This window comes from Micromonospora sp. NPDC000442, from assembly GCF_042898635.1.
GTDB lineage: Bacteria > Actinomycetota > Actinomycetes > Mycobacteriales > Micromonosporaceae > Micromonospora.
Genome location: NZ_JBIAYZ010000001.1, coordinates 526,801 through 550,948, shown reverse-complemented (window position 1 = coordinate 550,948; position 24,148 = coordinate 526,801). Strand labels below are relative to the sequence as shown.

General features: G+C 69.7%; 19 protein-coding genes. 8 read left to right on the top strand and 11 right to left on the bottom strand.

The genetic code is table 11. The features are described 5' to 3' along the window. Nucleotides 1-39: 39 nt before the first annotated feature. On the top strand, nt 40-1,698 hold the full coding sequence (locus ACFY2A_RS02640) for a hypothetical protein (protein ID WP_387167434.1): 1,659 nt from the start codon (nt 40-42) through the stop codon (nt 1,696-1,698). A 77-nt stretch (nt 1,699-1,775) separates the two neighbouring features. Here ACFY2A_RS02640 and rplI read toward each other — a convergent pair whose 3' ends face one another. The 4 genes from rplI to rpsF all read right to left on the bottom strand — a co-directional run bounded on the left by rplI (nt 1,776) and on the right by rpsF (nt 3,417). Continuing rightward, on the bottom strand, nt 1,776-2,222 hold the full coding sequence (rplI, locus tag ACFY2A_RS02635) for a 50S ribosomal protein L9 (protein ID WP_363921010.1): 447 nt from the start codon (nt 2,220-2,222) through the stop codon (nt 1,776-1,778). 13 nt (nt 2,223-2,235) lie between these two features. Further along, a complete protein-coding gene (gene rpsR, locus ACFY2A_RS02630) occupies nt 2,236-2,475 on the bottom strand; it encodes a 30S ribosomal protein S18 (RefSeq protein ID WP_007073789.1) in 240 nt (79 codons plus the stop codon). A 41-nt stretch (nt 2,476-2,516) separates the two neighbouring features. Further along, the gene (locus ACFY2A_RS02625; protein ID WP_093409371.1) at nt 2,517-3,026 is read right to left on the bottom strand and encodes a single-stranded DNA-binding protein; all 510 of its coding nucleotides are present in this window, start codon (nt 3,024-3,026) and stop codon (nt 2,517-2,519) included. A gap of 100 nt (nt 3,027-3,126) precedes the next feature. Then, nucleotides 3,127-3,417 carry a 30S ribosomal protein S6 gene (rpsF, locus tag ACFY2A_RS02620; RefSeq protein ID WP_093409369.1) on the bottom strand — a complete coding sequence of 97 codons (291 nt, stop codon included), beginning with the start codon at nt 3,415-3,417 and terminating at the stop codon, nt 3,127-3,129. Between the two features lie 510 nt (nt 3,418-3,927). Between rpsF and ACFY2A_RS02615 the strand changes: the two genes are divergently transcribed. Further along, nucleotides 3,928-4,719, top strand: a complete 792-nt coding sequence (locus ACFY2A_RS02615) for a deoxyribonuclease IV (protein ID WP_387167430.1) — start codon at nt 3,928-3,930, stop codon at nt 4,717-4,719. Further along, nucleotides 4,716-6,956, top strand: coding sequence for a hypothetical protein (locus tag ACFY2A_RS02610; protein ID WP_387167427.1), 2,241 nt, complete (start codon nt 4,716-4,718; stop codon nt 6,954-6,956). Before ACFY2A_RS02615 ends, ACFY2A_RS02610 begins: the two co-directional genes overlap by 4 nt. A gap of 18 nt (nt 6,957-6,974) precedes the next feature. On the opposite strand, the gene ACFY2A_RS02605 is transcribed toward ACFY2A_RS02610, so the two are convergent. From ACFY2A_RS02605 to ACFY2A_RS02590, 4 genes are all read right to left on the bottom strand, one after another. Then, nucleotides 6,975-8,507, bottom strand: coding sequence for a glycosyltransferase family 87 protein (locus ACFY2A_RS02605; RefSeq protein WP_387167424.1), 1,533 nt, complete (start codon nt 8,505-8,507; stop codon nt 6,975-6,977). A 233-nt stretch (nt 8,508-8,740) separates the two neighbouring features. After that, nucleotides 8,741-9,256, bottom strand: coding sequence for a hypothetical protein (locus ACFY2A_RS02600; protein WP_387167422.1), 516 nt, complete (start codon nt 9,254-9,256; stop codon nt 8,741-8,743). Nucleotides 9,257-9,623: 367 nt separating this feature from the next. Next, a complete protein-coding gene (locus tag ACFY2A_RS02595; protein WP_387167419.1) occupies nt 9,624-12,461 on the bottom strand; it encodes a transglycosylase domain-containing protein in 2,838 nt (945 codons plus the stop codon). A gap of 196 nt (nt 12,462-12,657) precedes the next feature. Beyond that, a complete protein-coding gene (locus ACFY2A_RS02590; protein WP_363921023.1) occupies nt 12,658-13,119 on the bottom strand; it encodes a DUF5318 domain-containing protein in 462 nt (153 codons plus the stop codon). A 174-nt stretch (nt 13,120-13,293) separates the two neighbouring features. On the opposite strand from ACFY2A_RS02590, the gene ACFY2A_RS02585 reads away from it, so the two are divergent. The 3 genes from ACFY2A_RS02585 to ACFY2A_RS02575 all read left to right on the top strand — a co-directional run bounded on the left by ACFY2A_RS02585 (nt 13,294) and on the right by ACFY2A_RS02575 (nt 15,864). Next, complete coding sequence (locus ACFY2A_RS02585) at nt 13,294-13,932, top strand: PadR family transcriptional regulator (protein ID WP_093409356.1); 639 nt, start codon at nt 13,294-13,296, stop codon at nt 13,930-13,932. A 23-nt stretch (nt 13,933-13,955) separates the two neighbouring features. After that, a complete protein-coding gene (locus ACFY2A_RS02580; RefSeq protein ID WP_093409473.1) occupies nt 13,956-15,035 on the top strand; it encodes an inositol-3-phosphate synthase in 1,080 nt (359 codons plus the stop codon). Nucleotides 15,036-15,198: 163 nt separating this feature from the next. Next, nucleotides 15,199-15,864: a hypothetical protein gene (locus ACFY2A_RS02575; RefSeq protein ID WP_387167415.1), complete on the top strand. Its 666-nt coding sequence runs from the start codon at nt 15,199-15,201 to the stop codon at nt 15,862-15,864. On the opposite strand, the gene ACFY2A_RS02570 is transcribed toward ACFY2A_RS02575, so the two are convergent. The 3 genes from ACFY2A_RS02570 to ACFY2A_RS02560 form a co-directional block, all read right to left on the bottom strand. Beyond that, nucleotides 15,865-16,344 carry a methylated-DNA--[protein]-cysteine S-methyltransferase gene (locus ACFY2A_RS02570; RefSeq protein ID WP_363921027.1) on the bottom strand — a complete coding sequence of 160 codons (480 nt, stop codon included), beginning with the start codon at nt 16,342-16,344 and terminating at the stop codon, nt 15,865-15,867. Between the two features lie 102 nt (nt 16,345-16,446). Continuing rightward, nucleotides 16,447-18,489, bottom strand: a complete 2,043-nt coding sequence (locus tag ACFY2A_RS02565) for a S8 family serine peptidase (RefSeq protein ID WP_387167412.1) — start codon at nt 18,487-18,489, stop codon at nt 16,447-16,449. A 249-nt stretch (nt 18,490-18,738) separates the two neighbouring features. After that, entirely contained in the window at nt 18,739-20,199 is a 1,461-nt protein-coding gene (locus tag ACFY2A_RS02560; RefSeq protein WP_387167409.1) for a CCA tRNA nucleotidyltransferase, read from the bottom strand. A gap of 126 nt (nt 20,200-20,325) precedes the next feature. On the opposite strand from ACFY2A_RS02560, the gene murJ reads away from it, so the two are divergent. Together murJ and ACFY2A_RS02550 are read left to right on the top strand one after the other, a co-directional pair. Beyond that, entirely contained in the window at nt 20,326-22,077 is a 1,752-nt protein-coding gene (murJ, locus tag ACFY2A_RS02555; protein WP_387167406.1) for a murein biosynthesis integral membrane protein MurJ, read from the top strand. Between the two features lie 441 nt (nt 22,078-22,518). Then, nucleotides 22,519-24,117: a protein kinase family protein gene (locus tag ACFY2A_RS02550; protein WP_387167403.1), complete on the top strand. Its 1,599-nt coding sequence runs from the start codon at nt 22,519-22,521 to the stop codon at nt 24,115-24,117. Nucleotides 24,118-24,148: the final 31 nt, after the last annotated feature.

Here is a 24,148-nt window from a genome sequence, read left to right as displayed (position 1 = left end):
CGGATTGCACTTTCGGTTGAGAAGGGTCACGCTCCGGCCGTGAGTTACCGGGACTGGGCACGCGGGGAGGACGGTCCGCGCGAGCGGCGACCGACCGCTTCGTGGGCCGAGCCCGTCGAGGATTCACGGGCCGACCGTTACGACTCGGCGGTCGAGCGCTACCGCACTCCGAGCCGTCGGCGGGCGATCGAACGTGGCCAGGAGGAACCGGCCGAGCCGTATCTGCCGCGTTGGGCACTGGAGTCGGGAGTCAGCAGCGTCGACGGTGGCGGCCGGCATGCCGCGCCGGACGACGATGACGATGACGACCGGCCGCGCTACGGCGATGACGGCTGGAGATCGTCGAGGGCTTCCCGGAGCAGTCGGAGCCGGCGCTCCCAGGAGGCTGAATGGCGTGATCCGCCGCCTCGCGCCATCGCCTCGTCGCCAGCGGTGGCACCGCAGTCCGATCACACCCGCGAGTGGACCTTCGACCGTCCACAGGAGGAGGGGTACGTCGGCAGCCGCCGGGCCGAGGAGGACGATCCGGTCTCGGGTGTGGCGCCGCAGAGTCGGCCTCGCCGCGCGCAGTCCCGCCAACGCCAGGTGACCTGGTCCGGCCTGGCGGACGAGGGCCAGCAGACCCCTGACTCGGAGCCGGTCGCCGAGCCGACGCCTCGACGTCGGCGGCGGGCGGCAGAGCCAGCACCCGGTCCAGCGGTGGATCCCTGGGAGCGGGCAGCGGAACCGTGGGATCGGGCGGCAGAGCCAGCACCGCGCCGGCCCGCGGTGGATCCGTGGGACGCCTCCGGTCTGCACGCCTGGGAGCAGCCCACCGGTCTGGATCGTCGTGCCGATTCCAGCCCGGTCGATCCCTGGGACGCCGACAGTACGAGCCAGTGGCTTCAGTCGTCGCCGTCGGAGCAGTGGCTGGAGCCGGACAGCACGGGCCAGTGGGACCGCGATCCCGAGCTTGACCGACGGGAACGGCAGCGGGACGGCAACAGGTGGGAGGACTACTCCGAGGCGGACCGTTGGGATCGTACGGAGCGCCCCCGGTCGGGTGGCGCACCCGGTGCCCAGCAGTGGTCGCGGAGCAGCCGGCCCCAGCCGGAGCCGCCGCAGGAGACCTTCTGGCCGGGTACCCGGTTGGCCGGTGACGATCCGCGTTGGGTGGACGCGCCCGCCTCGGCGCCCCGGTCGCCGGTGGTGGGCTACACGGCACCGCGTCCCCGCCCGGCACCACGGCGGCGTACCGCCGCGGTCCCGCAGGCTCGGCCGGTCGGTATGGCGGCGGTACGACGCCGCATCGAGTCGGTGGGCAACGCAGGTTGGAACCGCCGGCTGGAAGACGACCTGCTTGATCCCGATCCGGGCGGCCCCTGGCTGCCCCTGCTCTACACCGCGGCCTGTTACGTCCTACCGGCGGTCGTGGTCTTCGTCTGGCTGCTGACCCTGGACGGGGCGCCACCTGCGGGCTGTGTGACCGACATCAGTGGCGGTGGCTGCGAGTCGCCCCGGGCGCGGGCGTTCGGGGCGATGGTGGGCGGGCTGCCGCGCTTCGGCCTGGCCCTGGCCAGCAGCCTGGCGATCGCGACGCTGCTGCGTCGGGTGGGTACGACCTGGCGTCCGACCACTGTGGCGCTCGCCGCCGCCGTGGTGGGTGGCGGTCTCTCGACGGTGATGATCAGCGCGGTGACCGGCCAGCCCATCGGCTGACCGGGTACTTCACGAACAACGACGCAGGGCCTGCACCGTGCACCGGTGCAGGCCCTGCGTCATCTGCCGGCCGGGACTCAGCCCTGCACGACGTTGAGGTTGAACGTGGCGGTCACCTCGGGGTGCAGCTTGATCCGCACGGGGTGCGACCCGATCGACTTGACGTGACCGGAAACTTCCAGCCGCCGCCGGTCGAGGGCCGGGCCGCCGGCCGCCTTGACGGCGTCGACGATCTCGGCCGGGGTGACCGAGCCGAAGAGCCGACCACCTTCACCGGCGCGGGCCTTCAGGTTCACCTTGAGGGCCTCGAGCTGTGCCTTCACCTCGTTGGCGTGATCCAGGTCGCGGATCTCGCGGGCCGAGCGGGCCCGCTTGATGAGGGTGACCTGCTTTTCCGCGCCCTTGGTCCAGGCGATCGCGAAGCCCTGCGGGAGCAGGTAGTTACGGCCGTAGCCGTTCTTGACCTCCACGATGTCGCCCGGGGCACCGAGCCCGGACACCTCCTGAGTCAGGATGATCTTCATGTCGGTGCCTCTCTCAGCGGGCCGTCGCGGTGTACGGCAGGAGCGCCATCTCACGGGCGTTCTTGACCGCACGGGCGATCTGCCGCTGCTGCTGCGAGGTGACGCCGGTCACCCGCCGAGCGCGGATCTTGCCGCGATCGGAGATGAACTTGCGCAGCAGCGCGGTGTCCTTGTAATCGATGTACGTGATCCCGTCCTTGTCGAGCGGGTTCACCTTCTTCTTCGGCTTGCGCAGTGCCGCAGCCTTCGCCATTGCTCTTGCTCCTGGTTTACGATCACGGGCGCTCGGCGCCATTAGAACGGAGGCTCCTCGTCGAAGTTGCCGCCACCCGAACGTGAGGGGGCCGGTGCAGCCGAAGCCCAGGGGTCGTCGAAGTTACCTCCGCCGCCCTGGCCACCACCGCCACCACTACCGAAGCCGCCGCCACCGCCGCCGGACCGGGACATCTTCTGCACCTTCGCCGTGGCGTAGCGCAGTGACGGGCCGATCTCGTCGACCTCCAGCTCGATGACGGTGCGCTTCTCGCCCTCGCGGGTCTCGTAGGACCGCTGACGCAGCCGACCCGAGACGATCACGCGGGCACCGCGCTGGAGCGACTCCGCAACGTGCTCCGCGGCCTGCCGCCAGACGGTGCACGAAAGGAACAGCGGCTCGCCGTCCTTCCACTCACCGGATGCCTTGTCCATGAACCGGGGCGTCGAAGCGACCCGGAACTTGGCGACCGCGGCACCGGAGGGGGTGAACCGCAACTCGGGGTCATCGGTCAGGTTGCCGATGACCGTGATGGTGGTGTCTCCTGCCATGACCAAACTCCTCGCGCGCTCATCCGTTCCGCCGTACAGGTTCTCAGAACCCTCCGACAACGACGGTGAGGCTGATCCGGGTGGGGCCGGGGTGGGTTTGCTAGCGCATTTCCGGCCGGAGGACCTTCGTACGCAGCACGGACTCGTTGAGCCGCAGCTGGCGGTCCAGCTCGGCCACCGCCTCCGGCGTCGCCTGGAGGTCGATGACGGCGTAGATGCCCTCGGCCTTCTTGTTGATCTCGTACGCGAGGCGCCGGCGGCCCCACACATCGGTCTTCTCCACCGAGCCACCCGCGGTCCTGATCACGTTCAGGTACGTGTCGAGCGACGGGGCGACGGTGCGCTCCTCGAGGCTGGGGTCGAGGATCACCATGATCTCGTAATGACGCAAGACGTGCTCACCTCCTGTGGGCTAAGCGGCCACGGTCCTTCCGTGGCAGGAGGTCGTGCGTCGTGGCCCGTTCCGGTACCGGGGGGACCCGGCCGGGGACGGACAACCGGACCAGGATACCCGGCCCGGACGATCACCATCACCGAGGTGACGGGGTACAGCAAACCGGGGGTCCGTGCCGACGTCGCTGTCGGCACGGACCCCCGGCCACGGGCCGCGGGGCGCCTGGTCCGCATTCCTTGGGTGGGACCTGGGGAGGAACGACCACACCGATGAGGTTGGACCGGAGACGCCCCGCGGAGCTTTATCACGTTGTTACCTGACGTTATCGCAGAAGCCGGTGCTTCATGGGGCAAATCTTAGAATTACCGACATTTTCCTTTACTGGGTCCTGCCGAGTCGTCTTGACCGGAGGATCCATTGGCATCAACGACTGCCGTCGGTGCCGGTGACGCGGCCAGGTAGCGGGCGTCGGCCCGCCCGTCGGTGGCGGGACGTAGGCTCGCCTGCATGCGTATCGGAGCCCACGTCGATCCGACCGACCCGCTGGCGGAGGCGACCGCCCGAGCGGCAGACGCCGTGCAGTTCTTTCTCTCCGACCCCCAGGGCTGGAAGTCGCCGCAGCCCCGCGCCGACGCGGCAGCGCTGATCGGTTCCGATGTCGACGTCTACGTGCACGCGCCGTACGTCATCAATGTCGCCACCGGCAACAACCGCATCCGGATCCCCAGCCGCAAGCTGCTGCTCGCGCACGCGAAAGCGGCCGCGGCGATCGGCGCCAAGGGCCTGGTGGTGCACGGCGGGCACGTGAACGCCGGTGACGACCCGTCGACCGGGTTCGACAACTGGCGCAAGGCACTGTCGTACGCGGCCGAGTCGGGGGGCTTCGGGCTTCCGGTGCTGATCGAGAACACCGCCGGTGGCGAGAACGCCTGCGCGCGGCGGCTGGATGCGCTCGCCCGGCTCTGGGACGCCCTCGGTGACCAGGAGGTCGGTTTCTGCCTGGACACCTGCCACGCCCATGCCGGCGGTGAGGAACTGCTCGGCCTGGTCGATCGGGTGAAGGCGATCACCGGTCGGATCGACCTGGTACACGCCAACAACTCCAAGGACGGGTTCGGGTCGGGGCGGGATCGTCACGACAACCTGTCGGGCGGGACCATCGACCCGGATCTCCTGCTTGCGGTGATTCGCGCGGCGGACGCGCCGGTCATCGTGGAGACGCCCGGGGGCGTCGAGGGGCAGGGCAACGACATCGCCTTCCTGCGTCGGCAACTCGACGGGGAGACCGGAGCACGATGACCACGGACCAGTCCGCCCCTGGCGGCCCCAGGCCGACCTCGCGCAACGCTCGGGCCACCAATGGTCCGGCGCCCGGCGGCACCGACCCGCAGTACCGGCGCGACCCGGGCGACGAGGTCCGGGCGAGCGCCTTCGACGAGGCTGACCAGGGCAGACCCACCGGGAACGGTCCGGCCGACGCGGCTCGCACGACACGGAAGCGCCCCAGGGCCGACGATGCGCCGGGCAAGAAGGCAGGCACTGCGGACACGGCCGACGCCAGGAGCGAGGCCGGAGCCACGAACAAGGTCGGCGACCAGGACGAGCCTGGGGAGAAGGACAAGGGCGGAAAGAAGAACAAGGGCAGAGGCAGGAAGAAGGCGGGCGGCGACGGGGCCGGCGCGGGCGACAGCGGCACGCCCGACGGCAGTCCGGCAGCGGGCGGAAGCAAGCCCGACGGCACCCCGGCGGAGGGCGCAAGCAAGCCTGACCCGTGGGCCGCTTTCGGGCCCGCACCCGAGCCGGTACCCACCTGGTACGGGCGGTTGGGTCGGTGGGTCGGCCGGCTGCTGATCCACGAGTGGACGCTGGCCGCCGTCGCGTCGCTGGCGCTGGCCGTGCTGATGACCTGGCCGACGCTGCGTTACCCAGCACACACGCTGCCGCAGGACTACTGGGACCCGAGCCTCCAGGCCTGGCAGATGGCCTGGTCCGGGCACATCCTGCTGACCGAACCGGCCCAGCTCTGGCACGCCAACGCGTTCTTCCCGGAAAGGTGGAGCTTCGCCTTCTCGGACACCCTGCTCGGGTACGCGCCGGCCGGCATGATCGGCAGCGGCCCCGAAGCCGCCCTCGTTCGCTACAACATCGTGTTCGTGTTGGCGCACGCCCTCGCCACCTTCGGCGCGTACGTGCTGGCCCGGCAGCTCGGCGCGAGCCGGACGGGTTCCGCGGTGGTCGGTGTCGCCTACACCTACGCACCGTGGCTGCTGGCCCAGGCGGGCCACCTGCACGTGGTCTCCAACGGCGGTATTCCGCTGGCGCTGGCCATGCTGGCCCGGGGGCACGGCTGGTCGCTCCGGCACGGCTATCGACCGGAGCGTCGGCACGAGGGCTGGGTGTACGCCGGCTGGCTGGTGGCCGCCTGGCAGCTCAGTCTCGGATTCGGTATCGGCCTGCCGTTCGCGTACGTGCTCGCCGGCACCGTGCTGGTGGCCGCCGTCATCTGGTACGCGAAACGGATCTTCTGGCGGCTCAAGCGCCCCTTCGGCCAGCGGTTGTTCGTCGCCGACCTGATCGGCGGGCTGATCTTCGCCGGGGTGGGTGTCCTGATGGCCATCCCGTACTTCACCGTCGCGCAGCTGCACCCGAACGCGGAGCGGACGATCGACGACATCGCCATCTTCTCGCCGCCCGCGACCGGTTTCGTGACCGCCCCGGCCGAGTCCCGCCTCTGGGGTGGGCTGCACGAAGGTGCCCGGTCGCTGCTGCCGTGGCATCCGGAGATGACACTGCTGCCCGGCTTCGTGCTGTACGCGCTGGCCGTCGGCGGGCTGTTCTTCTCCATCTGGAAGGTCCGCCAGCGGCTCCTGCTGCTCGCCGGGGCGCTTGTCGCGATGGCCCTGTCGATGGGCACCGAGCTGTTCGGCGGTCGCTTCACCTACGTACCGCTCTTCGACCATCTGCCCGGCTGGAGCGGCATCCGGACGCCGGGCCGGTTGATGTTGTGGGCCACGTTGCTGCTCGGGCTGCTGGCGGCGGGGGCGGTAAGCGCGTTCGCCGAGCGGGTCCGGGAGATCTCCGCCGAACGCATTCCCTCCTGGCCGAGCCCCTGGCTGCGCCTGGCGACCCTGGTGCCGCTGCTGCTGGTCGTCGCTGAGGGCACCAACACCACACCCCATCCGGTGGTGCCGGCGCAGCCGGCGGCGATGCGTTCGATCGACGGCCCGCTACTCGTCCTGCCCAGCGGGCAGAACCACGACCAGCCGGTGATGCTGTGGTCGACCACGCGGTTCCAGGACATCGTCAACGGGGGCAGCGGTTTCACCCCACGTCAGCTCGACGACGTACGCCGGGTCACCATGACCTTCCCCGACCAGACCAGCGTCGATTACCTGCGCACGCTCGGCGTGCACAACGTCCTGGTGCTGCGCGGCAAGATCGCCGGCACCCCGTGGGAGGTAAGCGTCGACGCACCGGTCGACGGGTTGGGCATCACCCGCGAGGAGATCGACGACGTCGTCGTCTTCCGCCTCTGAGCGTCAAGCGTCACCGGGTCAGGTGGTCGCAGCCACGGGCGTCGGGGTTGGCTCGATGGTTGAGCGGCGGCTTCGCCATCGGTCCAGCCAGGGGGCGTCGGGGGTGCCGTCGAGCAGGCCGCCGTCCGGGTCGTCGGCGTAGTTGCGGCGTACCGCGTCCTGCTCCGGGTTCAGGATCTCGCGTACGACCAGGACGACCAGGGCCACCACGGCGGCCAGACGTAGGCTCGCGGCCAGCACGAAGACGCCCTCCGGGAAGACCGGCGTGCCGGTCGACGCGCCGAGCAACTGGCCGTAGAAGGCGATGAAGTAGCAGACCTCGGCCGCCTGCCAGACGAGGAACGCTCCCCACTTGGGCCGGGCGAGCACCACCAGCGGCAGCAGCCAGAGCACGAACTGCTGCGACCAGACCTTGCTGAAGATCAGGAAGGCGGCGACCACCAGGAAGGCGAGCTGGGCGAGCCGGGGACGCCGCGGTGCCAGCAACGCCAGCGCGCCGACGCCGAGGCAGGCCAGCCCGAACAGGGCGTACGACAGGTAGTTGAGCGTGGGAATGTTGGCGTCCAGCCACTGGAAGGGCCCGATGCTGGCGGGGTCGCCGAACTTCCCGTCCAGGTAGCGACCGATGTACCAGAAGGTGCCCCAGTCGATCGGACGAGTGGTGTTCAGCTCGAAGAAGCGGTCCCAGTTGTCGCGGTACGGAATGGCTGCCGGCAGGTTCACCAGCACCACCGTCACCGCGGCCGTGACGATGGACAGCAGCGCGGCCCGGATCCGGTTGGCACGTAACGCGAGCACCAGGATCGGTCCGAGGATGAACAGCGGCCACATCTTCGCCGCGCCACCGAGCCCGAGCAGCACTCCGGAAAGCGCCACCAACATTGTCCCCTTCGGGCCTGGCCCGGAGCGCGCCCAGGACAACAGACCCAACGCGGCGAGCCCGATGGCGAGGAAGTCCCAGTTGACGGTGGCGGTGAGCAGCAGCGCGGGAGCGAGCGCGAAGAGCGCGGCGTCCCATGGGCGCCGACGGCGCAGCGCCAGGATCACCGCCACGGTGACCACCGCCAGCGCACCGAGCACCAGTGCGTTGAGGTTGTAGAACCACTGGCCCTGGTTCATGTCGGGGTTGCCGTCGCCGGCCGAGTGGACCGGCAACCCGAGCGCCCCCATGAAGTACCCGGTCAGCACCGGGTACTCGACCGGGTGGTCCCGGTAGGGCACCGCCCCCTCATTGAGCCGTTCGGCGTAGTAGAGCGCCAGCACGTCGGTGTAGCAGAAGCGGGTGTACTGCTCGTTGTTCACCCACGCGCCGTCCTGGCAGGGCGACTTCTGCACCCAGTGCAGGGCCAGCGTGAGGCAGGTCAGCGCCAGGACGATCCGTACCGCCGTCCAGAGCCGATTCTCCGCGCCGACGGGCCGGTCGCGGGCGACCGCGTGGTCGCCGAGCGGACCGCCGATCAGCCCGGAAAGCCCCCGGACGAAGCCGTCGGAGCGGGACGGGTGATCGGGGGCACCCGATCCATCGATGCCTGGCGTCGACTTCGTGCTCATGACCGTGCATCCTGCCGCATCCGGCGACGGCGTTGAAGCCGAAACCACATCGAATCCCCGAGGCGCTGTCGCCGTTGTGTGGACACCTCCGCCACCTGGGCACTGGCGACCGGCGCTCGGCAACCGACGCCCGGCGCTCGCGGTCTGCGGCATGTCGCGGTATCCCTGGCGTCGGAAACCCCGACATGCCGCATCTGACGATCCGGCGGCCGGTTGCGCTCAGGTACGAAAGCTCAGAGCACGAAGAACAGGACCGCCGGGGTGATGAGCAGGGCGGCAAGTGCGACGCGAACCGCTCGGGACAACCCAGTAAGACAGGCCAGCGCGACGGCCGTATAGCAGGCTCCCCAGGCCAAGGCGCAGATCGCGACCGGTGTCGCGTCCGACGAGCCGGCGGCCTTCTGGTAGAGGCCCTCGACGTAGGCTCCGGCAGCCAGCCCCGCGATCGTCACCGTTGGCGCCACCCAGGCCGGACCGGTGAGCGCCAGTACTACCCAGCTCACCACCAACAGCACCGGAAGACCGACCAGCCAAGCGAGGAAGGTCAGAGCGATTATGTCCTCGGCCGGTCGATCGGACTCGGTGAGTGCCCGCCAGGTCGCCCCGATCACGGTGCCGATCACCGCGCCGAGCAGCGCTGCGATCGTGACCCGCCAGAACAGGGAGGCAGGCAGTCTGTTGTCGACACGTTGCGGACCCTGCGCCGACGCGCGCGGCGAATCGGATGGGCCCGGCACCGACTCGACCACGTGATACTCCTTCTAGCCGTCCACCACGTACCGGTCCCCGTCCCGGTCGGATCCCCTTCAGCACCTCGTCGACCGGCGTCTCCGGAGACTCCGACAGGACGGCCACGACGCACCTGGAGCCGTCGGTGGCCATCTCGCGCAGCGGGCTCGTGGTCACCACCCGCGCCAGATCTTCCCGGCAGCAGCGTGGCGAAGTTCCCGTACCCCTCCGCCGTGAGCAGGCTGCGGAGATCGGCCATGCCGACACGGCTCGGCCTTCCCGAGGTTGATACCGCGCAGAAGGACCGCGTACCGGGCCATCGTCGTCCCCTCCGTACAGCGCCGCGGGCGGCCGGAATTCTCCGGCCGCCCGCGGCGTCAGCGGGAGCTAGTCCCGGCTCGTCGTTCTGGGTGGTAGCAGGCCGCCGCCTTCGCCACCCGGCGCTTGATCACGATCGGGCGGGCCGCCCGGGTTGTTGCCACCGTTGTCCCCGCCGCCGGGACCGCCGTTGTTGCCACCGCCGAGCTGGCAGAGGAGGTCGAGCGGGTTGCAGTTCTGCTGGTTGCCGCCCGGCGGGGGCGAGGGCGGGGCGGGCTCCTCGCCGTTGCCGGCGTCCTGATCGCCGACCCCGGTCACGTCGGGCAGGTCGGACGGGTCGTAGCCCTTCAGGGCGTCGTCCATGTACCGCTTCCACAGCGCGGCCGGGATGTTGCCACCGCCGATGTTGACGCCATTTCGGTCCACGATCGCCGGCTTCTTCGGGTCGCGGCTGCCGATCCACACTGCGGTGGCCACGTTCTCGTCGTAGCCGACCATCCAGGCGTGAGCGTTCTTGTCGGTTTTGCCGTGCTGCCAGGTGCCGGTCTTACCCGCGGCCTGCCGGTTGCCGACCAGCGTCGCGTTGTTTCGGCCGGGGATCTCCTTGAGCACCGCGGTCACCTCGTCGGCGACCTCCGGCCGGATCACCTGCTGCGGCTTGAGCTTCTCGCCGGTGCCGCGCACCTTGTCCCACTTGCCGGTGGCCTTGTTCTGCTTCTCCACCATCCGGACAAAGTGCGCCTTGTTGTACTTGCCCTTGTTGGCGAGGGTGGCCAGACCGTTGGCATGGTCCAGCACGGTCACCGGATACTGACCGAAGCCGACAACCCGGTCGAACTTGCTCGGCGCGAGTTTCTCGGGCTTCTCCTTCGTCAGGTCGTAGACCTTTTGCTTGTCGTCCCACATGGTGCGGATGCCGGCGCGGCGAGCCATGTCGAGGACCTTGTCGGGGCCGATGTCCTCGGTCACGTGGAAAAACGGCACGTTGTACGACTGCACCGTCGACTCCTGCAGCGTGCACCACTTGTTACAGGTTCGCCTGACATCCCGGCCAGCGTTCACGATCGGATCGTCGTACCCCTCGGGCTTGAACGGGGTGGCGTCCCAGTGCGACTTGACCGAGATTTCCGCGTCGATCGCCGCGGCCAGGGTGTAGACCTTGAACGACGAGCCTGGGGGATGGCCACCGACGATGTTGCCATTCTGATCCGTGTTGAGGCCGGCGTAGTCGAAGTCGGCGCCGCTGTCACCGCCGTAGTAGGCGAGCACCCGGCCGGTCTTCGGGTCGACGGAGACCACCGCCGACATCAGGTTCTTCGGCTGCCCCTTGAGCACCGAGCCCTTCCGGTCCGGCTGGGCCGCCTCCTCCAGCGCCTTCTGCATCTTCGGGTCGATGGTGGTGGTGATCCGGTAGCCGCCCTCGCGCAGCTCGTCCACGCAGCTGGGCTTGCCCTCGGCACCGGAGTTGGAGCAGAGGCCCCACTCCTCCATCTCCTTGCGGACGTAGTTGATGACGTTGCCGCGTGGAGTGGCGACCCCGAAGCCGTTGTTCTTCTTCGACTTCTCGACCTTCGGATACTCGGCCGGCCGCTCCGGCTTGCCCGGGGCGTTCAGCCAGCCCTCCTCGACCATCCCGTTGATGACGTACTCCCACCGGGATTTCGCGTCGATTTCGTTGGTCTCCGGGTCGAAGCCCTTGTGGGTGGCGCTGGCGACCGGCTGCTTGATCAACGCGGCGAGCACCGCGCCCTGCGCCACCGTCAGCTTCTTCGCGCTGGTTTTGAAGTACGTCTGCGCCGCCGCCTCGATGCCGTACGCACCACGACCGAAGTAGATCACGTTGAGGTAGTTCTCCATGATCTCGTCTTTGGTGTAGTTGTCGTTCAGCTTGGAGGCGAGGATCGCCTCCTTCACCTTCCGCGCGTAGCTGTCGTCCTGGAGGTTCTCGTAGGCGTTGCGGGCGTACTGCTGGGTGATGGTCGAGGCGCCCTGCTTGTCGCCGCCGGAGAGGTTGTTCCAGGCGGCCCGGGCGATGCCCTTGTAGTCGACGCCCGAGTGTCGGTAGAAGTTCCGGTCCTCGGCGGCGGCCACGGCGTCGCGCACATGCTGCGGGATGTTGTCGATGGTGACGAAGGTGCGGTTCTCGTTGCCGAGCTTGGCGACCAGCGACTTGCCATCCTTGGCGTAGACGGTGGTGGACAGCGGCAGCGGGATCTCCTTGGGCAGCACCACGTTCGTCGAGTAGTAGGTGAACCCGACCACGCCGATGCCGGCCAGCATGATGAACACCGCGAAGCCGGCGATCAGCATGTTCATCCGCTTGCGCTTGCGGGCGCGGGCCACCGCACCCGGGTCACGGCCACCGCGACCGGGCCTGGTCGGTCCACCCGGTCCACCGGGACCGCCCGGTCCGCCGGGGCCGCCGACGCTTGCCCGGGCCACCGCGGCCCGACCGCCGACGCCACCCACGGACGCCGACCCGACGCTCGCCCGACCGGCTGACGCCGCGCCCACGGCGGCGGCACCGACCGAGGCACGACCGGGTGCAGGCGAGACCGGCACCGAGGCACGGCCGGCACGGCCGGGTGCGGGCGAGACCGGCACCGAGGCACGACCCGGTCCGGCTGGTGAGACCGGCACGGAGGCGCGACCGGGGCCGGCCCGGCCGACCGGGGCCGCACCGGTGGAACCGCCCCGCGGCGGAACGCTCGCCGAGCCGCCGACCGAGGCACGTCCGCCGACCGAGGCGCGGGCCGACGGGCCGGATGTCTCCGGCCCGGTCGACCAGTTGACTCCGCGCGGTTCACCACCCGGGCGGCGGTACGCGTCGTCCGTCTGCCCCGAGTCGTCCTGGCCCGGAATCCAGGCCCGGCCGCGCGAGGAGCTGGGATCGCCGTACGAGTTCATTCCTCACACCCTGCCGTCGCGGTGGGGCGCGGTCGCACCGCCACCGGTTTGCCGTGAGTTTTGACACCTGCGACCACGGCACGGGGGTGCTGTGGTCCCGGCGTCAGATCCGTATCAATCGGACCATTCAGACCTACAAGCCGTCGGTCACCCCAGCCGCGTCGCACGCGACCGGGGCCGGCCGATCGAGCTCGTATCACCGTTGCGCCTCTCGCCTTCGCCGGACACCCGTTCCGTCCGCGGTCATGCCGCTCGCCTCACCGTGCTCCGGGTCGCCGTCGGCGACGCCGGTCAGACCGTCCCGCCCGAGCAGGTACTGCTCGATGAGATGGTTCCAGTCACAGCCGAGGCACACCTCCACCACGAAGACCTGGAACTCACGCAGCGTCATCGCCAGCACGGTCAGCTCAGCCACATTACGGGCTTGGCCGGCCGACTGCTTGAGTTCGTCTCCGTAAATGTAGTGGACCAGGGTCAGGTTCTCGCTGCGGCAGATCGGGCACCGCTCGTCGGTGGACTCACCGTGGAACCGAGCCGCGTTCTTCAGGTAGGGCGACGCGTCGCACAGGTCATAGGTGCCGACGCGGCCGGCGAGGAGCTCACGCAGCGCCGCTCGCTTTCGGAGCGAGTAGTCGACGACCTGGCGCTGCGTACGCATGCGGGAAAGGGTACGCGGTCTCTTCTGACGAGGCGACCACCGTGACGATCCGTGACCGAAGGACATCAGAACGGGGGTTTGCCCAGACTGGAACGAGACGCTACGGTGCGATGTATCGGTCCGATACATCGTGGCGGTTAGCGCTTCACGCACAGGGTAAAGGGAGGGTGGCCAGTGCTCGAACTCGCCATCCTCGGCCTGCTGCAGGAGGCCCCGATGCACGGCTACGAGCTGCGCAAGGAGCTCACCGCCAAGCTCGGGGCGATTCGCGCCGCCATCAGTTACGGCTCGCTCTATCCGACCCTGCGCCGGCTGCAGGCGGCGGGATGGATCACCGAGGCCGACGAGACACCCGCCACCGCCGAGGAGGTTCCCGCGCTGACCAGCCGACGAGGTCGGGTGGTCTACGAAATCACCGCGGAAGGAAAGGAACGCTTCGCCCAGCTCATCGCACAGACCGGGCCGGAGACGTACGGCGACACCGGCTTCGGTGTGCACTTCGCGTTCTTTTCCCGAACCGACCAGGCGACCCGACTTCGAATTTTGGAAGGTCGCCGCCGCACGATCGAGGAACGTCGCGAGGGCCTTCGCGACATGCTGGGCCGGGCGGCCGAGCGCCTCGACGCGTACACCCTGGAGCTGCAGCGCCACGGCCTGGAGGCCTGTGAGCGTGAGGTCCGCTGGCTGGAGGAGCTCATCGCCAACGAGCGCTCCGGCCGTGCCCCGACGGTCCCGCACGACGGGACGGCCGGCGGCCCACGACAAGACAACAGCCCGCCTCCGCCTGGTGAGACCAGGACAGAGCGGCCGTGACAGAGAAGAAGGAGGCACACGCGATGGGCTCCGTCCGCGTCGCCATCGTCGGTGTGGGTAACTGCGCCTCGTCCCTGGTACAGGGCGTCGAGTACTACCGGAATGCCGACCCCAACGACCGCGTCCCGGGTCTCATGCACGTCACCTTCGGCGACTACCACGTTTCTGACGTGCAGTTCGTCGCGGCGTTCGATGTCGACGCCAAGAAGGTGGGCATGGACCTCGCGGAGGCGATCGTCGCCAGCGAGAACAACACCATCAAGCTCTGCGACGTGCCGCCGACCGGCGTCACCGTGCAGCGCGGCCCGACCTTCGACGGCCTCGGCCAGTACTACCGCGAGATCGTCGAGGAGTCGGACGCCACGCCGGTCGACGTGGCCAAGGCGCTGCGCGACGCGCAGGTCGACGTGGTCGTCTCGTACCTGCCGGTCGGGTCGGAGCAGGCCGACAAGTTCTACGCCCAGGCCGCGATCGACGCCGGCTGCGCGTTCGTCAACGCCCTGCCGGTCTTCATCGCCTCCGACCCGGAGTGGGCGCAGAAGTTCACCGACGCGGGCCTGCCGATCGTCGGCGACGACATCAAGAGCCAGGTCGGCGCCACCATCGTGCACCGCGCCCTGGCGAAGCTCTTCGAGGACCGGGGTGTCGAGCTGCTGCGGACGTACCAGCTCAACTTCGGCGGCAACATGGACTTCATGAACATGCTGGAGCGCAACCGCCTGGTCTCGAAGAAGATCTCGAAGACCCAGTCGGTGACCTCCCAGGTGCCGCACGAGATGGCCAAGAGCGACGTGCACATCGGCCCGTCCGACCACGTGCCGTGGCTGGACGACCGCAAGTGGGCGTACATCCGCCTGGAGGGCCGCTCGTTCGGTGACACGCCGCTCAACGCCGAGCTGAAGCTCGAGGTGTGGGACTCGCCGAACTCGGCCGGTGTCATCATCGACGCCGTCCGGGCCGCCAAGATCGCCCTGGACCGGAAGATCGGTGGCCCGATCCTGTCGGCCTCGTCGTACTTCATGAAGTCCCCGCCGGTGCAGTACGCCGACCACGACGCGCACGCCGCCGTCGAGGCGTTCATCGCCGGCGAGGTCGAGCGCTGACGCGCCGACCACCAGCAGCAGCACCGGCGAGGGCCGGGTCCGCGCGGACCCGGCCCTCGCCGTCTCCGCTCAGGCCAGCCGCACCGGGTACGGGGGTGGACGTCACAAGCGCCGCCGGGCGCACGGGGCCGCGTCGTCGATGGTGGAACGTTACGCTGATCGCGTGCCGTTCACCGACGCTAGGCCCGCCCGCGGGTCGGGTCGCCGAATCGCCACCGCACTCACGGGCACGCTGCTGACCACCAGCCTGTTCGCCTGCGCTGTCCCGGGCAGCCGTCCGGCAGCCGAGTCGGACCAAGACGTCGTGCCGCCCAACCCCCTGCCATCGGTGGCCGAGGCCCGCTGTGTCGCCGCCGCGGCCGCACCGCCGGAGGGCGTGACGAAAGCCCCGGTCCCGTCCGGCGCGTCGACCGCACCGATACCGTCCGGCACCGGACATTCGATGGCCGACGAACGGGTACGCGAGGAGATGCTCCGCCGTCAGCAGGCCGCCAACGACGCCTTCCGGCAGCGCGGCACGCTCGAACCCGAGACGGCTGCCGGCGCTCGGGCCTGTGCCACCGAGGTGCTCAAGGGCCTGAATCTGCTGACCGCTGACGGCCGGGACGAGCCCGACGAGGAGGCCGTGCGGCGGGCGGTGACCGCCACCGGCCTCACCGACGTGGTCGTCAGACCGCCTGGACGCCTCGATCTCGGCCCCGGCGGCGGGCTGATCTTCGCGGGGTGGACCGGCCGGGCGTGCGTCTTCGGCAACGTCCGCTCGGACGACATCACGGTGGAGATCGGCGCCCGGATCGCCGACGGTGGCTGTCTGCCCGCTCCGGACTGATCAGGACCAGGCGCGTTGCAGGGCCACCCGGGCCTCCAGCTCCAGTAGTTTGACCTTGCGGTCCAGGCCACCACCGAAGCCGACCAGCTTCCCGCCGGCCCCGATGATGCGGTGACACGGCACGAGCACCGGGATGGGGTTGCGGTTGCAGGCCACTCCGACCGCTCGGGCCGCTCCGGGGTCGCCGACCCGCCGGGCCACCTCACCGTAGGTCAGTGTCTCGCCGTACGGAATGAGGGTCATCTCCCGCCACACCGCCCGCTCGAAGTCGGAGCCGCGCGGCACGGTCACCGGCACCCCGAAGTCGGTCAGTTCCCCGGCGAAGTACGCGCGCAGCTCCGCCACCGCCCGCCGGGAGGTCTCGTCGGCCGGCTCGGTCGTCCCGTCACCGACCGGGCCGAAATGCGCCCCACAGACGCTGTCCCCGTCGGTGGCCACGGAGAATTCCCCGATCGGTGAGTCGAGCACGGTCCAACGCATCTCGCCATTGTCCACCTGTGAGCAGGGGCGGGAAAGGCCGACGCCCGCCGGAGCGTCCGAGTGCTCGGTAGCTCCGGCGGGCGCCGGTCATGTCGCGACGGATCAGGCGGTGGAGACGGTGAATCTCTCGCCGTTGCCCAGCCCCAGACCGGGGGACGACCACTTGATGGTCTTGTTCGAGATCAGTTGGCTGGTGCCGGACGACCCGGCGGAGACCGCCTGGCCGTCGCTGGCCCTGAGGAAGATCGTCCCGTCGATGTTGTAGTTGGCAAAGTCGAACGTCTCCCAGAGACCCCGCGAAGTGCTGCTGGCGACCAGCGGCTTGGTGCCCTTGCTCGCCGCGGTCACGTACCTGCCGTTGGCGTGGGCCCGGAGACCGAAGAAGCCGTCACCCTGGTTGATGACGTCGAACCTCGCCGCCTTGGTGACTGTCGTGCTGCTGGCGACCAGCGGCTTCGTGCTGCTGGCGGCCACGACGTACTTGCCGCTGGCCTTCGACCTGAGGCTGACGATCGGCGGCGCTGCGTCGATGGTGAACTTCTCGTTGGTCCCGATGGAGGTCCTGCTCGCCATCATCGACGAGCTGCCGGACGTCGACGCCGTGACGTACTTGCCATTGATCTTGGACTTGAGGCTGACCGTGCCATCGGTGTGGTTGACGATTGTGTACTTGGCCGACGTGACGATCGTCTTGTGGCTGGCGATCAGTGGCTTGGTGCCGTTGCTCGGCGCCACCACGTACCGTCCGTTGGCCCTGGAACGCAGCGCGACCAGGCCGCCGCCAGCGTCGACGAAGTCGAATCGCTGCGCCGTGCCCATGCTCGTCCCGTTGTTCACCAGCGGCTTGGTGCTGCTGGCGGCGGTGACGAACTTGCCGTTGGAACGGGCCTTGAAGCCGTGCGAGTAGCGGGTCGGCGTGACCGAGCCGACGGTCAGCAGCCGGTCGATAGAACCCTTCGTGTCGTACACCCCGCCGGCCAGGCCGGTGGTGACGATCCGGTCCCGGACCTGCCTCGGCGTCCAACCCGGATTGGTGTTCAGCAGCAGCGCCGCGGCGCCTGCCACGTGCGGAGCGGCCATCGAGGTACCGCTGAACACCGCGCTGCTGGTGTTGCTGTTGTGGCGCGCCGAGACGATGCTCACGCCCGGAGCGAAGACGTCCAGGCACTTGCCGTAGTTCGAGAACCACGCCCGCATGTTGATCCGGTCGGTCGCGCCCACCGTGATCGCCTCCGGTACCCGGGCCGGCGACGCCTTGCAGGCGTCCATCCAGCTGTTACCGGCCGCGATCGAATAGGTGACACCGGATGCGATGGACCGGTTCACCGCCTCGTCGAGGGACGGGACGGCCACGACGTCACCGAGGCTCATGTTGGCCACGGCCGGCTTCTGGGCGTGCTCGGTCACCCAGTCGACGCCGGCGATGACCTGCTCGGTGGTGCCGAAGCCGTCGCAGTCGAGCACCCGTACGCCCACGAGCTTGACGCCCTTGGCGACACCGTACTTCGTGCCGCCGACGGTCCCGGCGACGTGCGTGCCGTGGCTGTTGCAGTCCTGGGCGACCTCGTCGGAGTCAATGGCGTCGTAACCGTGCCTGGCCCGGCCGCCGAAGTCCTGGTGGGCGACGTTGATCCCGGTGTCCAGGATGTACGCGGTGACCGAGCTACCGGTGTTGGGGTACTTGTAGGTGCTGTTCAACTTCGGCGAGGCCTGATCGATGCGGTCGAGGCCCCAGGACGGCGGGCTGCTCTGCGAACCGCTGTTGGCCGACAGCCGCCGGACCTGCTCCACGTAGGCCACGTCGGGGTGGCTGGCCAACTTGTCCGCCTGCCGCTGGCTCATGGTGGCCGAGTAACCGTTGAGGGCGTTGCCGAACACCCGGCGGACCGTGCCACCGTTCGCGCCGGTGAGCGCCGAGGCGGCGGCCCGAACCGAGCTCTTGGTCACGCCCCGGTCCTTGAGGACGACGATGTAGCGGTCCGGCACGACACCGACGCCCTTGGTGCCGAGCACCTCGGCGCGGGGCTGGTCGGCCGGAGCGGCCATCGCGGCACCGCCGGTCACGACGGTGAGGATGGACGAGGCGGTGGCGAGGGCGAGCCCCGCCGCCGCCGCCGAGCGGCGCAGTGCGCCACGGCGATTCACTGGATGTGCCCCCGTCGGTCGTCGACCAGGCCCGGTGGGCGGTCGGCCGGATAGTGGATCGTCCCGCCTCCGACTGCGAAGCAGCGGGCTGATGGACGTGCCAACATCATGGACGAACCTCGCTGGCACCGCGTCCACCGTTCGGTCGAGACGTGAGCGTTTCGACGTACGGCCGTCGCCTTGGGACGGGCCACGATGGACCTCGGGGTGCGGCCGGGCGCACCCGGCGCGATCAATTCGCGTAGCTGGTCAGTCGCGGATGCCTTCGTCGCGGGCCCAGCGCAGCAGCTCCGCCTCGGCCGTGTCACGATCCAACGGCCCACGCTCCAGCCGCAGGTCCTTCAGGTGCTTCCAGGCCCGTCCCACCACCGGCCCGGGCGGCACACCCAGCAGCTCCATGATGGCGTTTCCGTCGAGGTCGGGCCGGACCCGGGCGAGGTCCTCCTCGGCGGCGATCCGGGCGATCCGCTCCTCCAACGCGTCGTAGTCCGCGGCGAGCTGGGCCGCCTTCCGCCGGTTGCGGGTGGTGCAGTCCGAGCGGGTCAGCTTGTGCAGCCGGGGCAGCAGGTCCCCGGCGTCGGTGACGTACCGACGCACCGCCGAATCCGTCCACTCGCCCCGGCCGTACCCGTAGAAGCGCAGGTGCAGTGCGACCAATGCGGTCACCTTCGCGGTGACGTCCTTGGGGTAGCGCAGCGCCTTCATCCGTACCTTGGTCAGCCGGGCGCCGACCACCTCGTGGTGGTGGAAGCTGACCCGCCCGTCCGGGCCGATCGCCTTCGTCGCCGGCTTGCCCACGTCGTGCATCAGCGCGGCCATCCGCAGGATGAAGTCCGGTCCGTCCTCCTCGTACGAGACGGCGTTGCGGACCACCGTGAGGGTGTGCTCGTAGACGTCCTTGTGCTGGGCGTGCTCGTCGATCTCCAGCTTGAGCCCGGTCAACTCGGGCAGGAAACGCTCGGCCAGGCCGGTGTCGACAAGCAGCCGCAGACCGGAGATCGGGTCCGCGCCGCAGAGCAGCTTGGTGAACTCGTCGCGGATCCGCTCGGCGGTGATCCGGTCCAGATCGGTCGCCATCCTGCTCATCGCCGCCCGCACGTCCGGGTGGACCGCGAAGCGCAGCTGCGCGGCGAAGCGGGCGGCCCGCAGCATCCGCAGCGGGTCGTCGCCGAACGACTCGGCGGGCGTACCCGGGGTACGCACGATCTTCGCGGCCAGGTCGGCCAGGCCGCCGTACGGGTCGGTGAACCGGTGCTCGGGGACACTTACCGCCATCGCGTTGACGGTGAAGTCCCGCCGTCGCAGATCCTCGGCGAGGCTGGTGCCGTAGGCGACCACCGGGTTCCGGCTGACCTGGTCGTACGACTCGGCGCGGAAGGTGGTGATCTCCAGGCGTAGGCCGTCACGCTGGCAGCCGATGGTGCCGAACTCGCGGCCGGTCTCCCAGATCGCCTCGGCCCAGCCCCGCACGACGTCAAGCGTCTGGTCGGGGTGTGCGTCGGTGCAGAAGTCGAGATCCTCACCGAGCCGGCCGAGCAGGGCGTCGCGTACCGAACCGCCCACGAGGTGCAGTTCGTGACCGGCGGCGGCGAACCGGCGGCCCAACTCGTCGGCCACCGGGGAGACCCGGAGCAGTTCGGCGACGGCGTTGCGCTGCGCGGCGGTGAGATCGCGGCGGTCGGTGGCGTGGGATGCGGCGGCTTCGGACATCGGATCCGCAGCCTATCGGTCCTGACCGGCATCTCCTCCGCCGGGCGCGGGTAACCGGCGGGGGTTGACTAAGGTCTGTGGCGTGTGGGCCGGTGCCGGCTCCGGCTTACCCCTTGGAGGCAACAGATGAGCGGCGGGCTCTACCGCAGCGCGAACGCCCAGCAGGGCGGCGCGGCCGGCGGCCGGCCCGGTGACGGTGCCACGTTCATCTCCGCCGAGCCGCTCAACCAGCCCGCGATGGAGTCGACCGCCCCCCCGCAGGAGCAGGTGGCGGAGGGCAGCGCCGCCGCCAACAGCGCGATCATGGCCCTGGGCAGCCTGGTCAGCCGGGGTACCGGCTTCCTACGCAATCTGGTCATCGGCGCCGCCCTCGGTGGTGCGTTGGTGGGAGACGCCTACACCACCGCCCAGATTCTGCCGGGGATGGTCTACGAGTTCCTGCTCGGCGGCATCCTCACCAGCGTGCTGATCCCGGTGCTGGTGCGTCGGCGAAAGGCGGACGCCGACGGCGGTCAGGCGTACGCGCAGCGGTTGCTGACCCTGGCGGTGCTCGCGCTGGGTGCCGCCGCCGTGCTCGCGGTGGCTCTGGCCATGCCGCTGACCTGGCTGTACGGCGCAAACGAGTCCGCTGCCGGTTACTCCGGACTGGTCACTGGCCTGGCCCGGCTCATGCTGCCGATGATCTTCTTCTCCGGCCTGAGCGCGCTGATCAGCGCGGTGCTCAACACCCGGGGCCACTTCGCCGCGCCGATGTGGGCACCGATCCTGAACAACCTGGTCGTCATCGGTACCGCCGCTCTCTACATCGCCATCTTCGGCGCCGACATCGTCGAGCCCGATGACATGACGACCGGACGGGTCCTGCTCATCGGCGGCGGCACCCTGGTCGGCGTGGCCGTCCAGGTCGCCGGTCTGTTGCCGGCGCTGCGCAGGGTCGGGTTCCGGTGGAAGCTCCGCTTCGACTTCCGCAAGCTCGGTCTGGCCGAGCTGGGGCGGCTCGGCGCCTGGATGATCTGCTATGTCGCGGTCAGCCAGCTCGGCCTCATCGTGTTGTTCAACCTGCTGAACCGCGCCGGCAAGGAGAACGCCGCCGGTCCGCTGATCTACAACAACGTCTTCCTGCTGTTGATGACCGCGCACGGCATCATCGCGGTGTCGATCATCACCGCGCTGATGCCTCGGATGAGCGCCGCCGCCGCCGACGGCAGGTACGCCGACCTCGCCGCCGACCTGTCCCGGGGCACCCGGACCGTGTCTGCCGTACTCGCCCCGATCGCCGTCTGCTACGCCGTGCTGGCCACCCCGATCGCGTTCACGCTGTTCCGGTGGGGCGCGTTCACCGCCGACAACGCCACCGCGACTTCCCTGGTGCTGCTCGCCGCCGCGCTCGCGCTGGTGCCCTTCGCGATCAGCCAGTTGTTCACCTTCGCCTTTTACGCACTGCCGGACACCCGCACCCCGGCCCTGATCAACATTCCGGTCGTGGCGCTCCGGATCGCTGTGCAGATCGGCCTGTTCGCGATCTTCTCGGCGAGCTTCGTCGGAGCGGGGATGATGATCGGTAACGCGATCTCGTATCTGGCCGCGGCGATCGCCTCCGCCTGGCTGCTGCGCCCCCGGGTCGGCCGCATCGGGCTGGGCGCGATCCTGCGTACCCTCGGCCGGGTTGCCGTCGCGGCGCTGGGCGCCGCCCTGGCCGGCCTACTGGTGGTGGCCCTGCTGCCCGGCGACGACACGCCGACGCGGTTGGAAGCGATCGCGCAGCTGCTGGTCGGTGGCGCGGTCATCGGTGGCACCTACCTCGGCCTGGCGACCGTGCTGCGGATCTCCGAGATCACCGAGGTGGTCGGCATGGTCCGCCGCCGGCTCGGCCGCTGAACCTGCCCACCCTGCCGTACACCCAGAGTGACCGCGGATCACCAGGCTGGGGATGCGCCTGTGGATAACTCCGCGCGCCGCCGCTCAACTGGCGGATCGACCTGTGGATAACCAACCGGACGGCCGAGTATGCCCGGCCGATTGACGGGAAATCCGGCGCTGCCGAACCCGCCGATGCGACCGGTTCCGCCCCAGCCGGAGCCGGTTGTGGTCAACCTCTAGATTGGCTGGTAAATGTACCGGCAACGTGGCCGACAACGGTGGTAACAGGACAAGTCCGCCGACTGCTGACTACGCCGTCACCGGACGGCGGGAAGATGACATGTCGGGGACCGGGCCATCCCGGGTAAGGTCGCACTCGACGGGTACGGCAGACACCGGCGCGCGGCACCGTGCTGCGACCGGCCGGCCGGTACCAGACGAAGGCGGAGCGGGAAGCAGATGCCCAGCAGCGCGGGTCCATCGATCGACACGATCACCGAGGGAGGACGGGTGACCCAGGTCGGCGAGGGTCAGGACGCGGACGAGACCACTCCGCCGGTCATGACCTTCGGTGCTCCGACGGCCGGTGAGATCCTCGCCGAACGTTACGAACTGGTCGAGCACATCAACAACGACAGCGCGGGCCGTCTGGTCTGGCGTGGGGTCGACGTCGTGCTGCGCCGGCCGGTCGCGGTCGTCATGCGCTACCCGGGCGGCGAGTCCGCCACCGAGATGCTTCAGGCCGCGGTCGCCGCCAGCCGGGTCGTACACCCCAACCTGGTCGGCGTGTACGACGCCATCGACGAGGCCGAGCGGGCCTACGTGGTACGCGAGTGGGTCGACGGTCAGTCCCTGCGGGACCTGGTCGCGGGCGGGCCGTTGGACGCCGCTCGCGCGACCGCCGTCGGTAACTCCGTCGCCAGCGCCCTGGCCGCCGTGCACGCCACCGGCATGGTGCACGGCAACGTGCACCCCGGCACGGTGATGATCAGCGATGACGGCCGGGTGGTGCTCGCGGACGCCCGCACCGACGGTGACGACAGCCAGGAGAGCGACGTCCGCGCCGTCGGCGGCATCCTCTACTTCGCGATGACCGGCTACTGGCCGCACGCCGAGGCGCCGCTGCGCGGTGCCACCGCCGGGCACGGTCGAGCAGCCATTCCCGATGCGGTACGCGACGCCAACGGAGCCGTGGCGGCGCCCCGTCAGGTCCGGGCCGGTGTGCCGGCCTACCTGGACGACCTGACAATGGATCTGCTCGACGCCGAGATCGCCCCACCCCCGTCGGACGTCCTGACGGCGGAGCTGGCCCGGCTCGACGTGCCCGACGACGACTACCTCGACAACAGCGGCCCGCTGCGGTTCGCCGGCGAGACCGGCGAGGAGCCGTCGCCGTTGGCCGCGGCCGGCGGGCGCAAGGTCGCCCTGGGGATCGCCGGGCTGCTGACGGTGGCCCTGATCGGGCTCCTCATCGGGATCAGCACCCTCGGCGACGACGACGGGGACCCGCAGACGAACCCGGTCGCGGCGCCGACATCGAGCGCGCCGGTGAGCGAGGAGCCGGCAGCGCCTGCGGTTCGGAATCTCAAGATCAGCAATGCTCGGATCATCGACCCGGACAGCAACAACCGGAGCGAGGTACGCGACGCCGAGAAGGTCTTCGACGGCGACCAGGACGAGGGCTGGTCCACGGAGACCTACAACCGCAGCAACTTCGGCAACCTCAAGCGGGGCATGGGCGTCTGGATCGACCTCGGCACCGAGCGGACCGTCAAGTCGGTACAGGTCAACCTCTCCGACCGGGGTGCCTCGGCGGAGCTGCTCACCGGCACGATCGACGCCCCGTCGTCCAGTTCTGGCGACGATGAGGTCCTCACGTCGTACCTGAAGAACAAGATCGGGCAGCCCTTCGAGGCACACGACGGCACCACGATGACCTTTGACGGCTTCGACGCCGACCAGAAGTACCGCTACCTGCTGTTCTGGATCACCGAGCTGCCGCCGAACGGAGGCGGCTTCAAGGTCGGGGTGCAGGAAATCACGGTCCAGGGGTCATGAGACGCCAGCACGGCGGCAGCCACCGGGTCGG